Source organism: Pseudomonas sp. BN102 (assembly GCF_029871245.1).
Classification (GTDB): domain Bacteria; phylum Pseudomonadota; class Gammaproteobacteria; order Pseudomonadales; family Pseudomonadaceae; genus Metapseudomonas.
In genome coordinates this window covers 202475-225212 of record NZ_SSON01000078.1, presented here as the reverse complement: position 1 = coordinate 225212, position 22738 = coordinate 202475, and the positions used below count along the sequence as shown (strand labels likewise).

Below are 22738 nucleotides of genomic sequence, written 5' to 3'. Positions count from 1 at the left end.
CATTGATTGCCTTGCCGGTGCTATCGCAAGGCACATGCCAAGTTGCCCTGAATCGCGCCCAGGCTTTGCACGGCGGCGCTTGCAGGCATTTTTCGGGTGGTTGCCGGGGGTGGCGAGCCGGCTTCAGGATGGGGCGGGAAGGGCGCCGTTGCACCGTTTTGGTTCTCGTGCCGGCAGGCGCCACGAAGGCTTCGAATACTGCGAACGAAATCTGCGCAAATCGCTGCAGGCCGCGCTGCTGCTGCGCCGGGGCGGTGCTCGGGGAGGCGCGTCAATGACCCTTTCGCAGAACTGGCACAGCCACTGCATAGGCAGGACCAGACCCACCGCGAACACTGCGGAGGGCGGCCCGGCAGATCAATGGCGATCGTTCCCCCGGGCTCGCAGGTGCGTCAGGCAGCGTGGCCCGGCGACACCCAAGAATGAACAGGCAAAGGCGCCTGGGACGGATGAGTCCCAGGCGTTTTTTTTTGCCCCCGAAAACGTGATTGGCTTGGGCCGGGTGCTACCTATGAACTCCAACGTCGCTTCCACTCCTGATGTGCAAACGCTGATCGTCATCGGCAATGGCATGGTCGGCCATCATTGCGTCGAGCAACTGATCGAACGCGGCGCGCTGGACCGCTATCGCATCGAGGTCTTCAGCGAAGAACCGCTGCGTGCCTACGACCGTGTACATCTGTCCGAGTACTTTGGCGGTCGTGATGCGGAGTCCCTGGCGCTTGGCGAGGCCAGTCTCTACCAGCGTCCCGGCGTGACCCTGCACCTCGGCGTGCCGGTACTGGAGATCGACCGCGAGCGCCACGAAGTGATCACCGCCCAGAGCTGCCTGGCCTACGACAAGCTGGTGCTGGCTACCGGCTCCTACCCTTTCGTACCGCCCATCGAGGGCGCCGAAGGCGATTCGCGCCTGGTCTACCGCACCCTGGCTGACCTCGACACCATCCGCGCGGCGGCGGCCAATGCGCGCCGTGGCGTGGTGGTGGGCGGTGGCCTGCTCGGCCTGGAAGCGGCCAATGCGCTGAAATCCCTTGGCCTGGATGCCCATGTGGTGGAGTTCGCCCCGCGCCTGATGCCGGTGCAGCTGGACGACCAGGGCGGCCAGGCCCTCAAGGCGCGGATCGAGGAGCTGGGCGTCGGCGTGCACCTGTCCAAGGCCACCCAGTCCATCAGCGCCGGCAGCGAATTCCGGTACCGGATGAACTTCGCCGGCGAAGACTTCCTCGAAACCGACCTGATCGTCTTCTCCGCCGGCATCCGCCCGCAGGACGCGCTGGCCCGCCAGTGCGGCCTGGAGCTTGGCGCCCGTGGTGGTGTGGCCATCGACGGCCAGTGCGCCACCTCGGACCCGGACATCTTCGCCATCGGCGAATGCGCGTCCTGGAACGGCAGCATCTTCGGTCTGGTCGCCCCCGGCTACCAGATGGCCCGCAACGTTGCCGCCCAGCTCTGCGGCAAGGACGGCGAGACCTTCATCGGCGCCGACATGTCCACCAAGCTCAAACTGCTCGGCGTGGACGTGGGCTCCATCGGTGACGCCCACGGTGCGCTGCCGGGCGCCCGCAGTTATCGCTTCATCGACGAAACCACCTCCAGCTACCGCCGGCTGGTGGTTTCGTCGGACGGCAAGCAGGCCCTGGGCGCCGTGCTGGTGGGCGACAACAGCTACTACGACACCCTGCTGCAGTACGTGCAGAACGGCATTGCGCTTCCGGCCGACCCGGCCAGCCTGATCCTGCCGGTGGGCGAGGGTGCCCCGGCCCTGGGCGTCGACGCGCTGCCGGCCACCGCCACCGTCTGCTCCTGCCACAACGTCAGCAAGGGCGCGATCTGCTCGTCCATCGACGGCGGCTGCACCGACGTCGCCGGCGTGAAGGCCTGCACCAAGGCGGCCACCGGTTGCGGCGGCTGCGCGGCACTTCTCAAGCAGGTGGTCGAGCACGAACTCTCGGCCCGCGGTGTGGCGGTGGACAAGAGCCTCTGCGAACACTTCGCCTACACCCGCCAGGAGCTCTATGCGCTGGTCCGCGTGGAAGGCATCGAGACCTTCGACGAGATGCTGGCCAAGCACGGTCGTGGCCACGTGGGGTGCGATATCTGCAAGCCGGCCATCGGCTCCATCCTCGCCTCCTGCTGGAACCGGCCGATCCAGGACCCCTGGCTGGTGCCGCTGCAGGACACCAACGACACCTTCATGGCCAACATGCAGAAGAACGGTACCTACTCGGTAGTGCCGCGCATCCCGGGTGGCGAGATCACCCCGGAAGGCCTGATCGCCATCGGTGAAGTCGCGAAGAAGTACAACCTCTACACCAAGATCACCGGCGGCCAGCGCATCGACCTGTTCGGCGCGCAGCTGCACGAGTTGCCGGACATCTGGGGCGAGCTGATCGCCGCCGGTTTCGAGACCGGCCACGCCTACGGCAAATCCACCCGTACCGTGAAATCCTGCGTCGGCAGCACCTGGTGCCGCTACGGCGTGCAAGACAGCGTGAAGATGGCCCTGGACATCGAGCATCGCTACAAGGGCCTGCGCTCGCCGCACAAGTTGAAGTTCGCCGTGAGCGGCTGCACCCGCGAATGCGCCGAGGCGCAAAGCAAGGACGTCGGCGTGATCGCCACCGAGAAGGGCTGGAACCTCTACGTCTGCGGCAACGGCGGCATGCGCCCGCGCCACGCCGAGCTGTTCGCCACCGACCTGGATGACGAGACGCTGATCCGCTACATCGACCGCTTCCTGATGTTCTACATCCGCACCGCCGACAAGCTGCAGCGGACCTCGGTCTGGCGCGAGAGCCTGGAAGGCGGCCTGGACTACCTCAAGGCGGTGATCATCGACGACAGCCTGGGACTGGCCGAGGAGCTGGAAGCACAGATGCAACTGGTGGTGGACCGCTACGAATGCGAGTGGGCGAACGCCATCCAGGACCCGGAGAAGCTCAAGCGCTTCCGCACCTTCGTCAACGACGGGCGCGGCGATCCGGATATCCGATTCATCGAAGAACGCGGCCAGATCCGCCCGCTCCGGGTGGACGAAGCCGAGCTTATTCCCTTGGTGGAGGAGGTGGTCTGATGAACCAAGCAAGCGTGCAACCCAGTGAAATCCGGGGCCGTTGGCAAGCCGTCTGCAACCGCGCCGACCTGGTGCCCAATTCCGGCGTGGTGGCCTGGGTGACCAATATCCAGGTGGCGCTGTTCTACGTGCCGGGGGAGGCCGGCGAGCAGCTCTTCGCAGTGCAGAACCATGATCCGCTGGCTCGGGCCAACGTGATCGGCCGCGGCATCATCGGCCACCTCGGCGGCGACCTGGTGATCGCCTCGCCGCTGTACAAGCAGCACTATCGCCTGGAGGACGGCACCTGCCTGGAGTTCCCCGAGCAGCAGCTGCGGGTCTGGCCGGTGCGCCTGCAGGGCGATGTGGTGGAGATCGGCCTGGGCTGACCTGTCGTCCGCTGATGAACCTGTAGGGGCGAATTCATTCGCCCCTACAAGTGAAGTCCGACGGCTCAGGCCTTGTTCCCGGCCGGCAGGAACGCGCGGGTGCACATCAGGCAAGGAAAGCGCGCCCCCTGCGCGCTCAGCTGAAACTCAGCGCACCCTGCTTGCAGCAACGCACCAGGGCTTCTTCCAGCCGGCGGTCGGGCATGGCGTGGGCGCGCAGGATGCGTGCGGTCTTTTCCACATAGTCGCGGGTGCTGCCGTAGTGGCCGCTGGCATTGTCGAAGACCTGGCGCAGCACGTGGTCCGGCAGGGCGCCGGCGTAGCAGGGGATATTGCGCCGCAGCACGAAACCCAGGGCCCGTACCTTGGGACCGTCGGCCAGTTGGCAGTTGAGCCATTTGGGCTGGTAGGCCGCGTCGGGCATCTCCCGTTGCCAGAGGGCGAAGAGGTGTTCTTGCAGTTGCTCCTCCGGCAACCGGTAGGCGAATCCGGCACAGGAGCCGCCACGATCGAGGCCGAGCACCAGACCAGGGGTTTCCGGGGTTCCGCGGTGGATCTGTGACCAGAGGTAGAGCCCGCGGTGATAGCCGTGGATGCGCGCGCGGCGGGTTTCCACCGTCGGGCATTCGGGCCGCCAGATCAACGAACCGTAGGCGAACAACCAGACCGGCCCGCCCTGGTGCCGGCCCATGGTGGTCTGCAGGGAGGCCAGCAACTCGGCGCGGGTCAGTTCCACCGGCTGTTCGAGCTGGGGCGGGTAGGGCGCGATGAGCGTGTCGTGGTAGCTGCCGGCCATAGGATTACTGCATTGCGACGATGGGAACGGACCTGCTCCCCCGGCCCGCCTCCTTGTTTTAGCAGGTAGCGGGCGGTTGGCGAACTGACGATCGTCGAATTCCACGCAAATTTCCTGCCTCTCGGGTACCGGCAGAGTTGGCCATGGAGTTTTGCTAAACAGAAGGAATCAGCTGTGATGGAATTATCGCCGATGGCGATAAGCAAATTTCTCCGCAGGCTACTCCGATCCTCGCCGGGTGCGGTGATCAGATCGACAGCTGCACCACCTGTTCGCCGTTGATGCGCTGTACGCCACGTTTGCTCACCACCAGCTCGCCGATGGCGATCAGCCGCGCGCGGGTGACGTTGCGGCTGAGGCCGAGCAGGTTGGCGGTGTGTACCTGGTTGTAGTGGCAGTGGCGGTAGGCGGCTCTTAGCAGGGTGTCTTCCACCTTCTGGTGGAGGTTGCCGCCCGGCTCTTCGAACAGGCGCTGGAAGGCCTGCAGCAGCTGCGCCTCGGCACCGTCTTCGCTGGCGCGGGGTTCTTCCGCACGCTCGATGCGCAGGTTGGACAGGTGCAGGTCGTTCGCCTGGATCAGGCCATCGCGGCAGATCAGCAAGGTGTGGTGGATGACGTTCTCCAGCTCGCGAATATTCCCCGGCCAGGAGTAGCCACGCAGCTTGCGCTCGGCGTCCGGTCTCAGCGCGCTACGGCCGTAGCCGAGGCGGCGGCTGTATTCCTCGATGAAGTGGCGGGTCAGCGGCAGGATGTCGCCGGGCCGCTCGCGCAGCGGGCTGAGCTCCAGGGTGACGACGTTCAGCCGGTAGTAGAGGTCCTCGCGGAAGTGCCCCGCATTGATGGCCTTTTCCAGCTGCACATTGGTGGCGGCCAGTACCCGCACGTCTATGGGGATGCTCTTGCGCGAGCCCAGGCGCACTACTTCCCGCTCCTGCAGCACCCGCAGCAGCTTGACCTGGATGGGCATCGGCAGGTCGCCGATCTCGTCGAGGAACAGGGTGCCGCCGTTGGCCGCCTCGAACCAGCCGGGCTTGGCCGCCAGGGCGCCGGTGAAGGCGCCCTTCTCATGGCCGAACAGTTCGGCCTCCACCAGGGATTCGGAAAAGGCGCCGCAGTTGACAGCCACGAAGGGACCTGCACGGCGCCCGCTGAGGTTGTGTACATGACGGGCCAGCAGCTCCTTGCCGGTACCGGTCTCACCGATGATCAGCACGCTGGCTTCGCTGGGCGCCACCTGTCGCAGGTGGGCCAGCAGGGCCTGGGACTTAGGGTCCTCGAATACCTGGGCGGTGGCCCGCACCGAGGTGGCCAGGGCCGGGGAGGGGGGCAGGGTGAGCAGGCCGTTCGGGGCTTGGCGCGGTGCTTTCATGAATAGAAGGTCGGCGTTGGCAGGGTCTGGTTGAGGGCCCACTCGCCCAGTTCGCGGACCTTGTAGTCCACCGGGTCGTGCAGGGTCTGGGTGCGCAGGTTGCGCCAGTGGCGGTCGAGGCGCAGGGCGGCGTGGGTGGAGCGTGCGCCGGTCACCTCGAACAGGCGGCTGCACAGGTCCAGGCCGGTGCGGGTGGCCGCCACCTTGGCGGTGGCGATGGCCAGTGCCAGTTCGCCGCGCTGGGCATCTCCGAGGTCGGGGCCCTGGCTCCAGGCCTTGTCCAGTAGCTTGGTGGCCCGCTGCACCAAAGCGCGCACGCCTTCCAGGCCCACCCAGAACTCGCCGTAGTGGGCAAGTACGTAGGGGTCTTCGTTGATATGGGCGGCGGATGACTTGAACCAGGGGCGCGCCTCCTTGAGGGTGTAGGCGCGGGCTTCTTCGAACGAGCCTTCGGCTATCCCCAGGTAGATGTGGGTGAAGATCAGCTGGGCGATCAGCGGGCGCAGGCAGGCGAATGGTGTGCTCAGGGGGCCGGGCTCCAGCAGCAGCTCGTTCTCTTCCACCCGGACTCGCTCGAAGGTGGCGCTGCCGCTGTCGGTTTGCCGTTGGCCCATATTGTCCCAGTCGTCCGCCAGGCTGATGCCGCTGCGCGCGGTGGGGATGGCGGCGATCAGCAGCTTGCCGGTTTCTTCGTCGAGGCCGGAAGCGATCAGCATTTGCGAATCCAGGGCGCCGGAGCAGAAGCTTTTCTGCCCGGAGAACTCGCGCCAGCCGTCGAACTTCTTCACTGTGGTGCGCTTGTCCAGGGGGTTCAGGGCGTTGCCCCAGAACCAGCGGTTGCGCGCGGTGAGCTGGAACCAGGGCTGCCACTGGTCTGGGCGGGAGAACAGCCGCACCGTGGCCAGCATCAGGTGCTGGAAGCCGAAGACGTGAGCGATGGAGCTGTCCACCCGGGCAAACTCGCGCACCACGTCCAGGGTGGTTTGCCAGTCGCTGCCAAGGCCGCCGCAATCGTCCGGTATGATTAGCGACAACAGGCCACTCTGGCGGATGGCATCGCGCTCGGCTTTTGGCGTACCGCCGAGGGCATCGCGTTCGGCGGCGGTTTCGGCGAACTGCGCAGCCAATTGTCGGGCGCGGTGCTGTAGGTCAGAGGTTATGCTGAGGGGCTTGGCGGTCACGCGGGGGTCCTTGTCGTAGTCGGGGTGCCGGCTTGGCCGCGTCGCGCAGTTCAGGGAGCCGCGCAGCTGTTGCGCCAGGGGCAATGAGCTGGAGCAAGAGCTGTACCAACCGCATCTGTACGATTTCAGCGCAGTTGCGGCGTCACGGAGGGCGTTTTGTGTTGCTGAAGCAGAGTTTTTGCTGGTCGGCTGTTGCTCGGCCAGCAGTCGGGGATGGGCAGAAGGAGTGGTGGTCATGAGCAGGCCGCCCTCCATCGAGATTCGCGAGTCCGGCCTGCACATAGGCGGGGACTGGACCCTGGCCCACTACGGCGAATTGCGCAGGCGCGTCGCCGGCCTGCGCGAGGATCTTGCACCGGGTCGGGCGGTGGACCTGGACGAGCTTGGCAGCCTGGACACCGCCGGCGCGGCGTTGCTGGTGGAGTTGCTCGGCGACGAGCGCATGGCTGACCTGGAAATCCTCGCACCGTCCCTGCCTGCCGAACGCCTCGCGCTGCTCCAGGCGGTGGCCGCAGCCATGGCCGGGGAGGGCGAGGCGCCGTCGTCGCCCAGGCAGTCGACCCCGGTGGAACTGCTCGCACGCATCGGCGCCGCGGTGCAAGGGCTTTGGGAACAGAGCCTGGCCCTGCTCGGTTTCATCGGTCTGACCCTCTCCGCCATGGGCGCCATACTCCTGCGCCCACGGCGCTGGCGGATCACTTCCCTGGTGGCGCACCTGGAGCATTGCGGCCTGGATGCGGTGCCCATAGTGGCGCTGCTGACCTTCCTGGTGGGCGCGGTGGTGGCATTCCTCGGCGCCACCATCCTCTCGGACTTCGGCGCCACCCTCTATACCGTCAACCTGGTGGCCTTTTCCTTCCTTCGCGAATTCGGTGTGCTGCTCACCGCCATCCTCATGGCCGGCCGCACGGCGAGTGCCTTTACCGCGCAGATCGGTTCGATGAAGGCCAACGAGGAGATAGACGCCATCCGTACCCTGGGCCTGAGGCCCGGTGGAGCTGCTGGTGTTGCCGCGGGTCTTCGCCCTGCTGATCGCCCTGCCGATGCTGACCTTTATCGCCATGCTCAGCGGTATGGTCGGTGGTGCGGTGGTCTGCGCCCTGGCGCTGGACATCTCGCCGGCCATGTACCTGTCGCTGCTCAAGCAGAACATCGAGCTGCGGCACTTCCTGGTGGGCATTGGCAAGGCGCCGCTGTTCGCGTTCCTGATCGCGGTGATCGGTTGCCTGGAAGGCTTCAAGGTCACCGGCAGCGCCCAGTCGGTGGGCGAGCGCACCACCTCCAGCGTGGTGCAGTCTATTTTCGTGGTCATCCTGCTGGATGCGGTGGCCGCACTGTTCCTGATGGAGGTGGGCTGGTGACGGGAGACGCCATCATCCAGGTGCGCGGCCTGCGCAATCAGTTCGGAGCCCAGGTGGTGCACCAGGACCTGAACCTGGACCTGCTGCGTGGCGAGGTGCTCGGCGTGGTCGGTGGTTCGGGCACCGGCAAATCGGTGCTGCTGCGCTGCATCCTCGGCTTGCGCCGGGCCAATGCCGGCACCGTGCGGGTGTTCGGCAAAGAATTGCTGGCGCTGCCAGCCGAGCGCCGCTGGCAGCTGGAGCGCCGCTTCGGCGTGCTCTACCAGCGAGGGGCGCTGTTCTCTTCGCTGACGGTGAGCGAGAACATCGCCCTGCCACTAATCGAACACGCCGGCCTCGACCGATCCGCCGCCGAGGCCCTGGCGCGGGTCAAGCTGGCGCTGGTGGGATTGCCGGCCAACGCCGGCGACAAGTACCCCACAGAGCTGTCCGGCGGCATGGTCAAGCGCGCGGCCCTGGGCCGTGCCCTGGCGCTGGACCCGGACATTCTCTTCCTCGACGAGCCCACGGCGGGGCTCGATCCCATTGGGGCGGCCGCCTTCGACCAACTGATCCGCACCCTGCGCGATGCCCTGGGCCTCAGCGTGTTCCTGGTCACCCACGACCTGGACAGCCTCTACAGCCTCTGCGACCGGGTGGCGGTGCTGGCGCAGAAGCACGTGCTGGTGGCCGATCGCCTGGAGGTGGTCGCCGCCAACGAGGACCCCTGGGTCCGCGAATATTTCCACGGTCCGCGCGGGCGCGCGGCCGAACAGGCCGCCATGCGCGCGCCAGGGAGCCCATGAATGGAAACACGAGCCCACCACGTCCTGATTGGCCTGTTCACCGTGTTGGTGGTCGGCGCCGCCATGCTCTTCGCCCTTTGGCTGAGCAAGGCCGGCTCCGACAGCCAACTGCAGGAGTACGAGGTGATCTTCACCGAAGCCGTGAGTGGCCTGTCCCAGGGCAGCGCCGTGCAGTACAGCGGTATCAAGGTCGGCGACGTGGCGCAGCTGCGCCTGGACCCGAAGGACCCGCGCAAGGTGCGGGCGCGCATTCGCATAGTCGGCGACACGCCGATCAAGGAGGACACCCGGGCTCGGCTGTCCATCACCGGCGTCACCGGAACCGCGGTAATCCAGTTGCACGGCGGTACCCCGGCCAGCCCGCTGCTCAGGGGCAAGGATGGCAAGACGCCGGTGATCATCGCCGATCCGTCACCCATCGCCCGGCTGATGGCCGGCGGCGAGGATGTGATGGTCAGCGTCACCCGGTTGCTGGAACAGGCTAATCAACTGTTCTCCAGCGACAACGTCGAGCACGTTTCCCGGACCCTGGCCCACCTGGAGCAGACCACGGCCAGCATTGCCGGCCAGCGCGACGAGCTGCGCCGTACCCTGGAACAGGTCAACGCCGCCACCAGCGAGGCCGGCGCCCTGTTCCGCACCGCCAACGATCTGCTGGATGGCCAGGGCCGTCAGGCCTTTGCCAGCGCCGACCGGCTGTTGGCGTCCCTGGAACGCAGCAGCCGCAGTATCGAGCAGATGCTGGAGAACAATCGCCAGTCACTCGATGGCGGCATGAAAGGCATAGGCGAGCTGGGGCCGGCCATCGGCCAATTGCGCGACACCCTGGAATCGCTGCGCAGCTTCTCTCGCCGTCTCGAAGAAGACCCGGGTGGCTACCTGCTGCGCAACGACAGCATCAAGGAGTTCCGACCATGAAGCCCATGCTTGCCCTGGCCGTTCTATCGTTGCTCGGCGCCTGCTCCATCCTGCCCAAGGGCGAGGAGCTGACTGTCTATCAACTGCCCGTAACCGGTGCCGCGCCGGCGAGGGGTGTGGAGGTGGATTGGGCCTTGCAGATCAACAAACCGCTGGCCAGCCCGCTGCTGGACAGTACACGCATCGCCGTGCTGCCCGACGGCGACCGCATCAGTGCCTATCAGGGGGTGCGCTGGGACGACCGTGGCACCCTGTTGCTGCGTGACCGCCTGATCGACGCCTTCCGCGCCGATGGCCGCGTTGGTGCGGTGAGCAGCGACGACAGCCGGCTGGCGACCGACCTGGTGCTGGCAGGCGACCTGCGCGCCTTCCAGGGCGAGTACCGGGCGGGGAGGGTGGAGGTGCATATCCTGCTGGAGGCGCGGCTGGTGCAGAGTGGCAGCCGGCGCATGCTCGCCAGCCAGCGTTTCGAGGTGCGCGAGGCGGCCGGCGGCTCGGCGCCGGCGCAAGTGGTAACGGCATTCGGCCTGGCCGCCGACCGCCTTGCGGCCCAGGTGCTGGACTGGACCCTTGCCCAGGGCGCTGGGCGTCCGGAACTCAGCGTGCGGGATTGAGCTTCCTCGGCTGGTAGCCATCCGGGAGTGCTCATGGAAGCGGCCGCTGGGGGCAGTCTTCAGGCGATCTTCAGCAGGTCGGCGGCGTTGCCGGCGAACAGAGGCGTGGCGCGTTCGGCAGCCAGCGTGATGCGCGAGCGTAACGTTTCGCTGGTGATCTGGTAATTCTGGAAGTCGGCCTCCGAGGCGTAGACGCCAATGGGCAACGTCAGTGCCTGGAAGAAGCTGAACAGCGGGCGCAACTGGTGGTCGAGGACCAGGGCGTGGCGATCGCTGCCGCCGGTGGCGGCCAGCAGCACGGGGGTATCGACCAGCGCATTGAGGTCGATCAGGTCGAACAGGTGCTTGAACTGGCCGGGGTAGGATCCTCTATAGACCGGCGCCGCTACCACCAGCAGGTCGGCCGTCTCGATGGCGCGCAGTTCATGCTCGACGGTCTCCGGCAACTCCTTGCGTGACAAGGCGCCTCCCACGGGTCGGGCGATGTCGCCCAGTTCGATGATGCGCGCCTCGATGGGCAGCAGGCGGCCCAGCTCGGCGACTATGGCCTGGGTCAGCACCAGGGTGCGGGAGGGGCGGAAGGTGCCGCCGGAAACGGCTACGACTCTGATCGGCTTGGTCATGGGGTATCCCTTGGGATGTTGCTCTGTGTGCAGAGGGCAAGAGCAAGGGCCGTACCAAGGGCGAAAGTGTGCGAATTTCGGGCAGTTCAAGTCGTTCGAGCGGGATTGCGCTGGGCGGAATGCAGCAGTTGTGCTGATGGGGTGTTGCCGGGGCAACAGTGCGGGGTTTCGTTCGATTGTTTTATTCTGTTTTGATATATATAAATACTAATTGATAATTTTTTTATCTATATGGTTTTCGGGCATCATCGTCCTGCGCTTTCGGATGCCAGGAATGCACCATGTCTCTGCTTACCCACCCCAATGCCCGTGAACTGACCAAATCCGTCCGCGCCACCGTGCTGGTGTTCAAGGATCCGGTTTCCCAGGAACTGCTCAGCCGCATCGAGCGCCTGGCGCCTAGCGAGGCCAATGCGCTGATTATCGGCGAGACCGGCACCGGCAAGGAGTTGGTGGCCCGGCATCTCCACAACCTCAGCCGGCGGGCCAGCGGCCCCTTCGTTGCGGTGAACTGCGGCGCCTTCCCGGAAACCCTGGTGGAAAGCGAACTGTTCGGCCACGAGAAGGGCGCTTTCACCGGCGCCACCTGCAGCAAGGCCGGATGGTTCGAGGCGGCCAATGGCGGCACCCTGTTCCTTGACGAGATTGGTGACCTGCCGCTGAACATGCAGGTCAAGCTGCTGCGGGTCTTGCAGGAGCGTGAAGTGGTGCGCCTGGGTTCGCGCACACCCATTCCCATCGACGTGCGACTGGCGGCAGCGACCAACGTCAATCTGGCGGACGCCGTGATAGCCGGGCACTTCCGCGAGGATCTGTTCTATCGCCTGCACGTGGCGAGCATCGAGTTGCCGCCGCTACGCGAACGCAGGGGCGACATCCTGCCTTTGGCGCACTTCTTCCTCGGCGAGCATTGCCGGCGCCTGGGCTATGTCCCGGCGGTCCTGAGCGCGGATGCCGAGCGCAAGCTGCTCGGACACAGCTGGCCGGGGAATATCCGCGAACTGGAGAACGCCATCCACCATGCCCTGCTGGTGTGCCGCCACGGTCTGGTTCAGCCCGGCGACCTGCAGCTGGTGGATATGCGCCTGGCGGCCGCCCGCCAGGATGCGCTGGCCCTGTCGGCCCGGCCCGCCGATCTGGAAGCGGCGCTGAATGCGCTGTTCGAGCAGAACCTGCCGGATCTCTATGAGCAGATCGAGGAGCGGGTGTTCCGTAGCGCCTACCGCTTCTGCCACGGCAACCAGCTGCAGACCGCCCGGCTGCTGGGCATCAGCCGCAATATCGTGCGGGCGCGGCTGGAGAAGATTGGCGAGCTGGAAGTGGCTTCACGCAGGCCAGTCATTCGCCTGGCCTGATTTCCCCCCGCCGGCCCGGCTTCCGACCGGGCCGCCTGCCTGTTCGGTCCTGCTCGTGAAATCAGGCAAAAAGCACGGCTTTTTGACTCACTGATCCGCGGATTTTGCAAGATGCCGCTTGGCTCTTCCGGGCGGTGGCAAACAGCGGATTAACGGTGGGCAACTGGCTTGATGGCTCTATCTCGGGACTTTCAGCCTGTGTGCTGGACCCTGACTTGAGGGTGACGTCCCCTGGAGTGCCTCGCATTTACATTTTTGTAAGATATTATTTCAAGAATTGTTCTATATAAATCAAATACTTAATTTAAATTTTTGAGCGAAATAGGCTGCTGCGACGGTCGCTTGACAGTGTTTTTGGTCGAATCTTTAGTCAGGTATGTAAGAAATTGTTTCGAAATGCGGACAGCTGCATCGTGAGGGCGCTGCAGCCTTAGCCGGGAAACAAGAAAGCTAGGGAGAACGTCATGAGCACTGTTTCGCGAGTCCCGTTCCAGGAGGCGACTTCGCCCGCCTCGCTGCACCTCACCGAATATCACGGCCCGCCGGGTCGATGACCTTGGCGCCGGCGCCAATTTGCCGGCACTGTCAGGGATAGAACCTCCTGCTGAAGAGCATGAATCACGCTAGCACCAGCGTCGCTTCAAGGTAGGCGTCATCTAGTCCCCCAAATCCCGAAGTCAAGTCGAAAGCGTGGAGCCTTGTCCTTGCTGCCATGGCGCACGCCCCTACGCAGTCGGAATTGAGGAATCAGCAAAATGGCCAACTTCAACCTGTCGGACCTGGATTTCATTCTTCAGCAGATTCTCATCGCCGAAGCCCACGCCTCCGGCCAGGAACTCCTCGACCTGCTGCCCAACGTGCAGGTGCCCTGGGGACTGCGCACCATCGACGGCTCCTTCAACAACCTGGTGTTCGGCCAGAGCGCATTTGGTGAAGCGGACAACATCTTTCCGCGGTTGCTCGACCCGGTCTTCCGCACCGCCGAGAGCAATCCCTTCGTGCCGGGGTCCCTGCCTACCAGCTATGCCCAGACCACCGGCACGGTGTTCGACAGCCAGCCGCGGACCATCAGCAATCTGATCGTCGACTTCACCGCCAACAACCCGGCGGCGGTGGCTGCCGCTGCGCAGACACCCGGTTCCGCTACCGTGGCAAGCCCCGGCCTCGACGGGATCTTTGGCACCCTGGATGACACCTCGACGTTGTTTATCCCTAACGTTGCGCCGGATGCCGGGCTGTCCGCGCCCTTCAACGCCTGGATGACCTTCTTCGGGCAGTTCTTCGACCATGGCCTGGACCTGGTGACCAAGGGCGGCAACGATGTCGTGTTCGTTCCGCTGCAGCCCGACGACCCGCTGTTCGTGCCTGGCGGTACGACCAACTTCATGGTGCTGACCCGCGCCACTCAGTTCGGCGGGCCGGGCCTGAACCAGAACACCACCTCGCCCTTCGTCGACCAGAACCAGACCTATACCTCGCACCCGTCGCACCAGGTATTCCTGCGCGCCTATGCGCTGAATGCGGCCGGCGACCCGGTGGCCACCGGCAAGCTGATCACCAACCGTGACCTCGGTGCCGACGGGGTGTTCGGTACGGCCGACGACGTCGAGATCGGTGGCATGGCCACCTGGAAGGTAGTCAAGGCCCAGGCCCGCGACATCCTCGGGATCAACCTGACCGATGCCGACGTATTCGATCTGCCGCTGCTGGCCACCGACCCCTATGGCAATTTCATCAAGGGCCCGAATGGTTTGCCGCAGGTGGTGATGAAGGGGTTCGATGGCATTGCTGGTACTGCCGATGATGTTCTCGTGGAAGGCAACCGGCTGGCACCGCTCGACCTGACCAATGCCGTGCGCACCGGCCACCAGTTCCTCATCGACATCGCCCACAGCGCCGATCCGACCGGTGGGCTGGTGGCCGACACCGACACCGTGATCAACGCCGGCAGTCCGCAGCCGGCAGGCACCTACGACAACGAGTTGCTGGATGCGCACTACATCGCCGGCGACGGCCGGGTCAACGAGAATATCGGCCTGACCACCGTGCACCATGTGTTCCACTCCGAGCACAACCGCCTGGTCGAGCAGACCAAGAGCACGCTGCTGGCCTCGGGCAGCCTGGCCGAGCTGACCTCCTGGCTGCTGCCGGGCACCGCACCGGCGGTATTCCCGACCACCGTCGCCGAGATCGCCGCGCTGCAATGGAACGGCGAGCGGCTGTTCCAGGCCGCCAAGTTCGGCACCGAGATGCAGTACCAGCACCTGGTGTTCGAGGAATTCGCCCGCACCATCCAGCCGCAGGTCGACGAGTTCCTCGCCCCCACCGGCTATGACACCACCATCGATCCTTCCATCGTCGCCGAATTCGCCCATACGGTTTACCGCTTCGGCCACTCGATGCTGCTGGAGACCGTGGATCGCTTCGATCCCAACTTCAATCCGGTCTTCGCCGACCCGCTGCACCCGACCAACGCTCAGCAGATGGGCCTGATTTCTGCCTTCCTCAACCCGCTGGCCTTCGCCGTCAGCGGCCCGACCCCGGAGCAAGCGGCTGGCGCCATCGTCCGCGGGCTGACTCGCCAGGTCGGCAACGAGATCGACGAGTTCATCACCGAGGCCCTGCGCAACAACCTGGTGGGGCTGCCACTCGACCTGGCGGTGCTGAACATCGCCCGTGGCCGTGATACCGGCGTGCCTTCGCTGAACGCCGCGCGCCGCGAGTTCTATCAGATGACCGGCGATGAACAGCTGACGCCCTACACCAGCTGGGTGGATTTCGCCGACCACCTGAAGCACGTGGAGTCGCTGATCAACTTCATCGCCGCCTATGGCACGCATGCCTCCATCACGGGCGCCGCGACCCTGGTTACCAAACGCCTGGCTGCCATGGAGCTGGTGCTGGGGATCGATCAGAACGCGGACGGCCTGGTAGCCGCCGACCGTCTGGACTTCCTCAACAGCACCGGCGCCTGGGCCAGCGGCGCGGATGGCGTGACCATCACCGGCCTGGACCAGGTCGACTTCTGGATCGGTGGCCTGGCGGAGGAGAAGATGCCCTTCGGCGGCATGCTCGGCTCCACCTTCAACTTCGTCTTCGAGACCCAATTGGAGTCGCTGCAGAACGGTGACCGCTTCTACTACCTGTCACGTACCGCAGGCTTGAACTTCGGCGCCGAGCTGGAGAACAACTCCTTCGCCAAGCTGGTGATGAACAACACTGATGCCCTTCACCTGCCGAACGCGATCTTCTCCACCCCGACCTGGACCCTTGAGGTCGACCCGACCCGGCAGTTCAACCAGGGCGTGGTGGCCGGTCCCGATGGCATCGTCGGTACCGCCGACGATCTGCCAGGCAACGCTGACCCTACTGGCGGCGCCGCGATCGGCGCGGTCGAGATCATCCCGCTGGTGATTCGCGACAACCCCAATACGGTCGGCCCGGACACCAACTACCTGCGCTACACCGGTGAGGACCATGTGGTCCTCGGCGGCACTGCCGGCAACGACATCATCATCTCCGGCGATGGCGACGACACCCTCTATGGTGATGACGGCAACGATGAACTGGAAGGTGGCTACGGCAACGACACCGTGATGGGCGGCTCCGGCGACGATATCCTCACCGATGCCGGGGGCGACAACCGCATGGAGGGTGGCGCCGGCAACGACGTGATCGTGGTCGGCAACATGATGGCTGCCGGTGGCGGCAACCTGATCCTGGGGGGCGATGGCAAGGACTTCATCGTCACCATCGAAGACGTTTCCACCACCTTCGGCGGCCAGGGCGACGACTTCATCTATAGCGCCAAGACCAGCCTGGCGCCTACCGGCAACGAGGGGGACGACTGGATCGAGAAGGGCACGCAGGATGGCGCGCCCGGCGACAACTTCGCGCCCCTGCTGGCTGACAACGTCATCGGCAACGACATTTTCATCGGTGGCGGCGGCTTCGACGAGATGATCGGCGAGGGTGGCGACGACATCATCGTCGGCAGCGATGCCCAGGACAAGATGGACGGCATGTCCGGCTATGACTGGGTCACCTACAGGAACGACCGGATCGGCGTCACCGTGGACCTGGCCCTGGCGGCTTTCCTCGGCATTGGCGAGGTGGGCGACCACCTGGCCTTCCCCGTGGCGCAATCGCCGGCTTCGATCTTCGACCGCTTCGCCGAAGTGGAGGGGCTTTCCGGCTCGGCCTTCGCCGACATCTTGCGCGGCGATGACACCGATGCCGCCGCCCTGGCCGGCACCACGGCCACTGGCAACGTGCTGACCAACCTCGACCTGATCACCGGCCTCCGGGCATTCCTGAGTACCGCCGCAGCGGGCGCCGATGGAATAGTCGGCACGGCGGACGATCAGTTCGGCGCCGGCAACATCATCCTCGGCGGCAGTGGCAGCGACATCATCGAAGGCCGCGGCGGCGACGACCTGATCGACGGTGACCTCTCGCTGAATGTCCGCATCAGCGTACGCGCCAACGCCGACGGTACCGGGGCCGAGATCGCCAGCTTCGACAGCATGGTCGACCTCATCCCGCTAATGCTGAACCACACCTTCACCCCCGGCCAACTGGTCGCAGTGCGTGAATTGCTGACCGGGACCGCGGACTTCGACACGGCGAACTATTCCGGTCTCAATTCCGAGTACGACATCACCGCCAACGCCGATGGCTCCTTCACCGTGACCGACCTGGTGGTCGGGCGTGACGGCACCGACCGCCTGACCAACATCGAACGTGTGCAGTTCGCCGATGGCGCCATCGTGCTGGTCCCCGGCCTGAATGCCGAGCCGGTGGGCGCGCTGACCATCACCGATACCAATGGCGGGGCGCTGGAGGTCGGCGATTTCCTCACCGTGTCGAGCGCGGGCGTGACCGATGCCGATAATCCCGGCGGCACCATCACCGATGTCAACTTCGTCTGGCAGGTGGAGCGGGTAGCAGGCTCGGGCATATTCGAGGACATCATCGCCGCGCCGGCGGGCGACTTGGCCTTCCAGAGCGCCAATGGCGTCCGCTTTCGCATCACCCCGGATGTGGCTGGATTGGTGTTGCGGGTCAAGGGGGTCTATGCCGACGCCAATGGCTTGACCGAGCAGGTGTTCTCCGCACCCACCGACGCCGTGGCACCCTTCACGCCGCCGCCGACCTTCGTCCCCGATCCGGGGCCGGGGGTCGCGCAAAGCGGGCCGGGCATACAGTTGGTGCGTTCGGACCTGAACTTCATTCTCGACCAGATCCGCATCGCCGAGGCCCATGCCGCGGGTGCCGACCTGCTGTCGCTGGTGCCGAACGTGCGCGCCTCGGTCGGCCTGCGCACGGTGACCGGTGAGTTCAACAACCTGGTGAACTTCTCCGGCATCGACCAGAGTCAGTTCGGTGCGGCCGACAACCTCTTCCCGCGGTTGCTACCGGGCGAGTTCCGCCCTGCAGAAGCAGGTACCACCTATGATTCGGCCGTCGATGTGGTCGACTCGCAGCCGCGCACCATCTCCAACCTGATCGTCGACCAGACCGCCAATAACCCGGCGGCGCTCGCGACGGCGTTCGATCCCGGCCTGGACGGTGTTCTCGGCACGGCCGACGATGTCCTGAAGGACGGTGTGCAGGTGGTTACCGGAACCCGCACCGACGGTTCGACCTTCCAGACCTTCTTCTTTGCCAACGAAATGCCGGATGCCGGCCTGTCGGCGCCCTTCAACGCCTGGATGACCTTCTTCGGGCAGTTCTTCGACCACGGCCTGGACCTGGTCACCAAAGGCGGTAATGGCACGGTATTCATGCCGCTCAACCCCGATGATCCGCGCTTCGTTCCCGGTAGCCCGACCAACTTCATGGTCCTGACCAGGGCCACTCAATTCGCCGGTCCCGGGGCAGATGGCATTCTCGGTACCGCAGACGATACGCGGGAATCGCAGAACACCACCTCGCCCTTCGTCGACCAGAACCAGACCTACAGTTCGCATCCATCGCACCAGGTGTTCCTGCGTGCCTATACGCTCGACGCCGCCGGCGATCCGGTGGCGACCGGTGGCCTGATCACCAACCGCAACCTCGGCGCGGATGGGATCTTCGGCACCGCGGACGACGTGGAGATCGGCGGCATGGCCACCTGGAAGGTGCTCAAGGCCCAGGCCCGGGATATCCTCGGGATCAACCTGACCGATGCCGATTTCGACAACGTCCCGCTGCTGGCAACCGACGCCTACGGCAACTTCATCAAGGGGCCCGGTGGCATGCCGCAGGTGGTGATGGTGGGCCCGGACGGCCTGCCCGGCACCGCTGACGATGTGCTGGTGGAAGGCAACCGCGCCGCGCCGATCGACCTGACCGATGCCGTGCGTACCGGTCACCAGTTCCTCATCGATATCGCGCACACCGCCGTTCCGGTGGACAGTCAGACCGGCCTGGCACTCCTGCCCGATGCGGACCTTGTCGTAGGCGGTACGCCTGCACCGGGCACCTACGACAATGAACTGCTGGATGCGCACTACATGGCCGGCGACGGCCGGGTCAACGAAAACATCGGGCTGACCGCGGTCCACGCGATCTTCCACTCCGAGCACAACCGCCTGCTGCAGCAGACCAAGGACACGGCGCTGGCGAGCAATGATGTGGGCTTCCTCAACGAGTGGCTGCTGACCCCGGTCACCAGCTTCCCGACCGCGCCTGCCGAAATCGCGGCCCTGCAATGGAACGGCGAACGCCTGTTCCAGGTGGCCAAGTTCGGCACCGAGATGCAGTACCAGCACCTGGTGTTCGAGGAGTTCGCGCGGACCATCCAGCCGAACATCGACCCCTTCTTCGCGCCGACCCAGGTCTATGACGTCGACCTCGATCCCTCGATCGTCGCCGAGTTCGCCCACACGGTTTACCGTTTCGGCCACTCGATGCTGACCGAGACGGTCGATCGTTTCGACGCCAACTTCAACGTCGTTGGCGATGCCGATCCGGCTGCCGCGGGCAATCAACAGCTCGGCTTGATCCAGGCCTTCCTCAACCCCCTGGCCTACGAGGCCAGCGGCCTGACGCCCGAGGACGCTACCGGCGCCATCGTTCGCGGTGTGACCCGCGAGGTCGGCAACCAGATCGACGAGTTCGTCACCGAGGCGCTGCGCAACAACCTGGTGGGCCTGCCGCTCGACCTGCCGGCGCTGAATATCGCCCGGGGCCGTGATACCGGGGTTCCGTCCCTTAACCACGCCCGTGCGCAGTTCTTCGAAGCCACCGGCGACAGCAACCTCAAGCCGTACACCAGCTGGGCCGATTTCGCGATGCACCTCAAGCATGCGGAGTCGCTGATCAACTTCATCGCGGCCTATGGCACCCATGCCAGCATCACCGCGGCCACGACCCTGGTCGACAAGCGCGCGGCGGCAACCGCCATCGTCCTCGGCGGAGTCGGCGCGCCCGCCGACCGGCTGGCCTTCCTCAACGGCTCGGCGGCCACCACCGGCCTGGACACGGTGGACTTCTGGATCGGCGGCCTGGCCGAGAAGGTCACCCCCTTCGGCGGCATGCTGGGCTCCACCTTCAATTTCGTGTTCGAGAACCAGTTGGAGAAACTCCAGGACGGCGACCGCTTCTATTACCTGGAACGCACCGCCGGCATGAACTTCAACGCCGAGCTGGAGGGTAACTCCTTCGCCAAGCTGATCATGGCCAACTCCAGTGCGACCCACCTGCCGGCCATCGTGTTCTCGTCGCCGGCCTTTACCCTGGAAGTCAACCCGCTGGCGCAGCACACCGGGCTGAACGATGCGGGCGTGGATGGCATCCAGGGCACCCTGGATGACGTGGTCGGCGTGGACGGCATCGACGGCAACTCCGACCCGCTGGGCGCCAACCCCTTGCTGCCGGAGGTGAGCCGCGACAACCCGGCGACGGTGGGGGCCGACACCAATTACCTGCGCTATTCCGGCGTGGAGCACGTGGTGCTGGGTGGTTCGGCGAACAACGACATCCTGCGTTCCAGCGAAGGTGACGACACCCTTTACGGTGACGGTGGCAACGACCGCCTGGATGGCGGCTACGGCAACGATTTCATCAATGGTGGCGACGGCGACGACATCATCACGGACGTGGGTGGCGACGACAACATCAAGGGTGACAACGGCAACGACGTGATCCAGGGCGGCAATGGCGTCAACCTGATCCTCGGTGGCTTCGGCAACGACTTCATCATCACCGGTGAAGATGCCAGCGAAGCCTTCGGCGGGCAGGGCAACGACTTCATCTTGGGCTCCAAGGCCAACGAACAGGACATGGGCAACGAGGGTGACGACTGGATCGAGGCCGGCACGTCCGACGGCGCGCCCGGCGACAACTTCGATCCTGCCGGTAACGACCCGATCGCCGGCAACGACATCTACATCGGCAGCGGCGAAAACGACAAGTTCAACGCCGAGGGCGGTGACGACATCATGGTCGGCAGCACGGGCATGGGTGACCGCTATGTCGGTGGCTCCGGCTATGACTGGGCGAGCTTCAAGAACGACACGACGGGCGTCACCGTCGACATCGATGGCCGCTTCTTCGACCAGCCGGCGATGCCGGGCTCGGGCGCCTCGGTGCTGACCCGCATGGACTTCGTCGAGGGGATTTCCGGTTCGGCCTTCGGTGATGTGCTGCGCGGCGACAACTCGAGCCCGCTCACCCTGCCGACGGCAGGCGCCAAGGGCAGCGTGCTGACCAATTTCGCGCTGATCAATGGCTTGCAGGCCTACCTGAACGAAGTGCTCGGGACTGTCGCAACGCCCGCCGTGAGCTTCTTCGATGGTGGCAACATCATCTTCGGCGGCAGCGGCAGCGACATCATCGAAGGCCGTGAAGGCAACGACCTGATCGACGGCGACAAGTGGCTCAACGTCCGCATCAGCGTGCGCACCAACCCCCTCGATCCGACCACCGAGATCGACAGCGCCAACAGCATGACCACCCTGGTGCAGTCCGTGGTCTCGGGCCGCTACAACGCCGGGATGCTGGTGGCCGTCAGAGAAATCGTGCAGGGCGACGACTCGATCGACAGCGCGGTGTTCAGCGGCCTTGCCAGCGACTACGCCGTGACCATCAACGATCGCGGCACGGCCGACCAGCACGATGACATCGTGACCGTCACCGACAATGTCGGCTCCGAAGGCGTGGACACCCTGACCGGTATCGAGCAACTGGAGTTCTCCGATAGCAGCCAGCTCCTGGTGACCGGCCGTAACGCATCCCCGACCGGGGTGGTGACCGTCAACGACAGCACCCCGGATGTCGGGGCGCTGATGGAGGCCTTCATCGACGGCGTCAGCGATGCCGACAATCCCGGTGGCAGCGTGACCGGAGCGGTGACCTATTACTGGCAGGCCGAAACCGCCGCGGGTTCGGGGGTGTTCCAGGACATCACCACCTTCGCGGCCGGTGAGCTGGCCCGGGCCAGCGGCAAGACCTTCCGCCTCACGGCGGATCAGCTGGGCCTTGCCCTGCGGGTCAAGGCGATCTACAGGGATGCCCACGGTGTGCTGGAAACCGTGTTCTCCAATGTCACGCCGCCCGTCGTGCCGACGGCCAACGATGCGCCGACGGGAACCCCGGCCATCAGTGATGTCTCGCCGACCCAGAGCCTGGGGCTGATCGCCTCGCGTGGCAGCATCTCGGATCCGGATGGCCTCACCAATACGGTCTTCACCTATCAGTGGCAGGCCAGCGATGCGGCGAGCCCGACCGGTTTCACCGATATCGCCGGGGCGACGCAGCCCGGCTTTACCCCGACGGCGGCGCAAGTTGGTCATACCCTGCGGGTAGTGGCCAGCTTCACGGATGATGGCGGCACCCTTGAATCGCTAACCTCGACTGCTACGTCGGTCGTCGGTGCGCTGATCAATGGCACGGCCGCTGCCGATAACCTGGTGGGCACCATCGGCGCCGACTTGATCAATGGTGGTGACGGTAATGACGTGCTGTCCGGTGGCCTGGGCGATGACGCCCTGAACGGTGACGCCGGCGATGATGTGCTGATAGGAGGGCCCGGGGCCGATACCATGGTCGGCGGTGTCGGCAATGATGTCTATGAAGTCACCGACGCCGGCGACTTGGTTCTCGAGTCAGTCGGTGGAGGCCACGACACGGTATCCACCTCGCTGAACAGCTACACCCTGGGCGCCAATGTCGAGGGCCTGTTCTTCGGTGGCAGCGGCAACTTCGTCGGCTTCGGCAATGCGCTGGACAACGTCATCGTCGGCGGCGCCGGCAATGATGTGCTGGTGGGTGGTGTCGGGGCCGACATGATGGCCGGCGGCCAGGGC

General features: G+C 65.3%; 11 protein-coding genes and 1 pseudogene. 8 read left to right on the top strand and 4 right to left on the bottom strand.

All coding sequences use genetic code 11. From position 1 onward, the window contains the following. The first annotated feature begins 511 nt into the window (after window positions 1-511). Complete coding sequence (gene nirB / locus E8F12_RS26990) at window positions 512-3073, top strand: nitrite reductase large subunit NirB (protein ID WP_280328282.1); 2562 nt, start codon at window positions 512-514, stop codon at window positions 3071-3073. Then, entirely contained in the window at window positions 3073-3441 is a 369-nt protein-coding gene (nirD, locus tag E8F12_RS26985) for a nitrite reductase small subunit NirD (protein ID WP_280328281.1), read from the top strand. The genes nirB and nirD overlap by 1 nt, the downstream gene beginning before the upstream one ends. A 136-nt stretch (window positions 3442-3577) precedes the next feature. Here the strand turns inward: nirD and E8F12_RS26980 are convergent, their stop codons facing one another. The 3 genes from E8F12_RS26980 to E8F12_RS26970 form a co-directional block, all read right to left on the bottom strand. Beyond that, complete coding sequence (locus E8F12_RS26980; RefSeq protein ID WP_280328280.1) at window positions 3578-4237, bottom strand: gamma-glutamylcyclotransferase; 660 nt, start codon at window positions 4235-4237, stop codon at window positions 3578-3580. A 247-nt stretch (window positions 4238-4484) separates the two neighbouring features. Further along, window positions 4485-5606 carry a sigma-54 dependent transcriptional regulator gene (locus tag E8F12_RS26975; protein ID WP_280328279.1) on the bottom strand — a complete coding sequence of 374 codons (1122 nt, stop codon included), beginning with the start codon at window positions 5604-5606 and terminating at the stop codon, window positions 4485-4487. Then, window positions 5603-6787 (bottom strand): acyl-CoA dehydrogenase family protein, encoded by a 1185-nt coding sequence (locus E8F12_RS26970; protein WP_280328278.1) that lies wholly within the window; start codon window positions 6785-6787, stop codon window positions 5603-5605. Before E8F12_RS26970 ends, E8F12_RS26975 begins: the two co-directional genes overlap by 4 nt. 235 nt (window positions 6788-7022) lie before the next feature. On the opposite strand from E8F12_RS26970, the pseudogene E8F12_RS26965 reads away from it, so the two are divergent. The 4 genes and pseudogenes from E8F12_RS26965 to E8F12_RS26950 all read left to right on the top strand — a co-directional run bounded on the left by E8F12_RS26965 (window position 7023) and on the right by E8F12_RS26950 (window position 10465). Beyond that, a pseudogene (locus E8F12_RS26965) lies at window positions 7023-8148 on the top strand (ABC transporter permease). Beyond that, window positions 8145-8933, top strand: a complete 789-nt coding sequence (locus E8F12_RS26960; RefSeq protein WP_280328277.1) for an ABC transporter ATP-binding protein — start codon at window positions 8145-8147, stop codon at window positions 8931-8933. The pseudogene E8F12_RS26965 and the gene E8F12_RS26960 overlap by 4 nt, the downstream one beginning before the upstream one ends. After that, on the top strand, window positions 8934-9851 hold the full coding sequence (locus E8F12_RS26955; RefSeq protein ID WP_280328276.1) for an MlaD family protein: 918 nt from the start codon (window positions 8934-8936) through the stop codon (window positions 9849-9851). Continuing rightward, a complete protein-coding gene (locus E8F12_RS26950; RefSeq protein WP_280328275.1) occupies window positions 9848-10465 on the top strand; it encodes an ABC-type transport auxiliary lipoprotein family protein in 618 nt (205 codons plus the stop codon). The genes E8F12_RS26955 and E8F12_RS26950 overlap by 4 nt, the downstream gene beginning before the upstream one ends. A gap of 59 nt (window positions 10466-10524) precedes the next feature. Here the strand turns inward: E8F12_RS26950 and msuE are convergent, their stop codons facing one another. Continuing rightward, window positions 10525-11088, bottom strand: a complete 564-nt coding sequence (msuE, locus tag E8F12_RS26945) for an FMN reductase (protein WP_280328274.1) — start codon at window positions 11086-11088, stop codon at window positions 10525-10527. 281 nt (window positions 11089-11369) lie between these two features. Here msuE and E8F12_RS26940 point away from each other — a divergent pair, with 281 nt between their 5' ends. Both E8F12_RS26940 and E8F12_RS26935 read left to right on the top strand, forming a co-directional pair. After that, window positions 11370-12443 carry a sigma-54 dependent transcriptional regulator gene (locus tag E8F12_RS26940; protein WP_280328273.1) on the top strand — a complete coding sequence of 358 codons (1074 nt, stop codon included), beginning with the start codon at window positions 11370-11372 and terminating at the stop codon, window positions 12441-12443. Between the two features lie 755 nt (window positions 12444-13198). After that, window positions 13199-22738 (top strand): peroxidase family protein (locus E8F12_RS26935; RefSeq protein WP_280328272.1); only part of this gene is annotated, 9540 nt, incomplete at its 3' end.

Bases quoted from the DNA above. Each gene is read 5' to 3' on its own strand.
- nirB (WP_280328282.1), top strand. From the start codon at position 512: ATGAACTCCAACGTCGCTTCCACTCCTGATGTGCAAACGCTGATCGTC.
- nirD (WP_280328281.1), top strand. From the start codon at position 3,073: ATGAACCAAGCAAGCGTGCAACCCAGTGAAATCCGGGGCCGTTGGCAA.
- E8F12_RS26980 (WP_280328280.1), bottom strand. From the start codon at position 4,237: ATGGCCGGCAGCTACCACGACACGCTCATCGCGCCCTACCCGCCCCAG.
- E8F12_RS26975 (WP_280328279.1), bottom strand. From the start codon at position 5,606: ATGAAAGCACCGCGCCAAGCCCCGAACGGCCTGCTCACCCTGCCCCCC.
- E8F12_RS26955 (WP_280328276.1), top strand. From the start codon at position 8,934: ATGGAAACACGAGCCCACCACGTCCTGATTGGCCTGTTCACCGTGTTG.
- E8F12_RS26950 (WP_280328275.1), top strand. From the start codon at position 9,848: ATGAAGCCCATGCTTGCCCTGGCCGTTCTATCGTTGCTCGGCGCCTGC.
- msuE (WP_280328274.1), bottom strand. From the start codon at position 11,088: ATGACCAAGCCGATCAGAGTCGTAGCCGTTTCCGGCGGCACCTTCCGC.
- E8F12_RS26940 (WP_280328273.1), top strand. From the start codon at position 11,370: ATGTCTCTGCTTACCCACCCCAATGCCCGTGAACTGACCAAATCCGTC.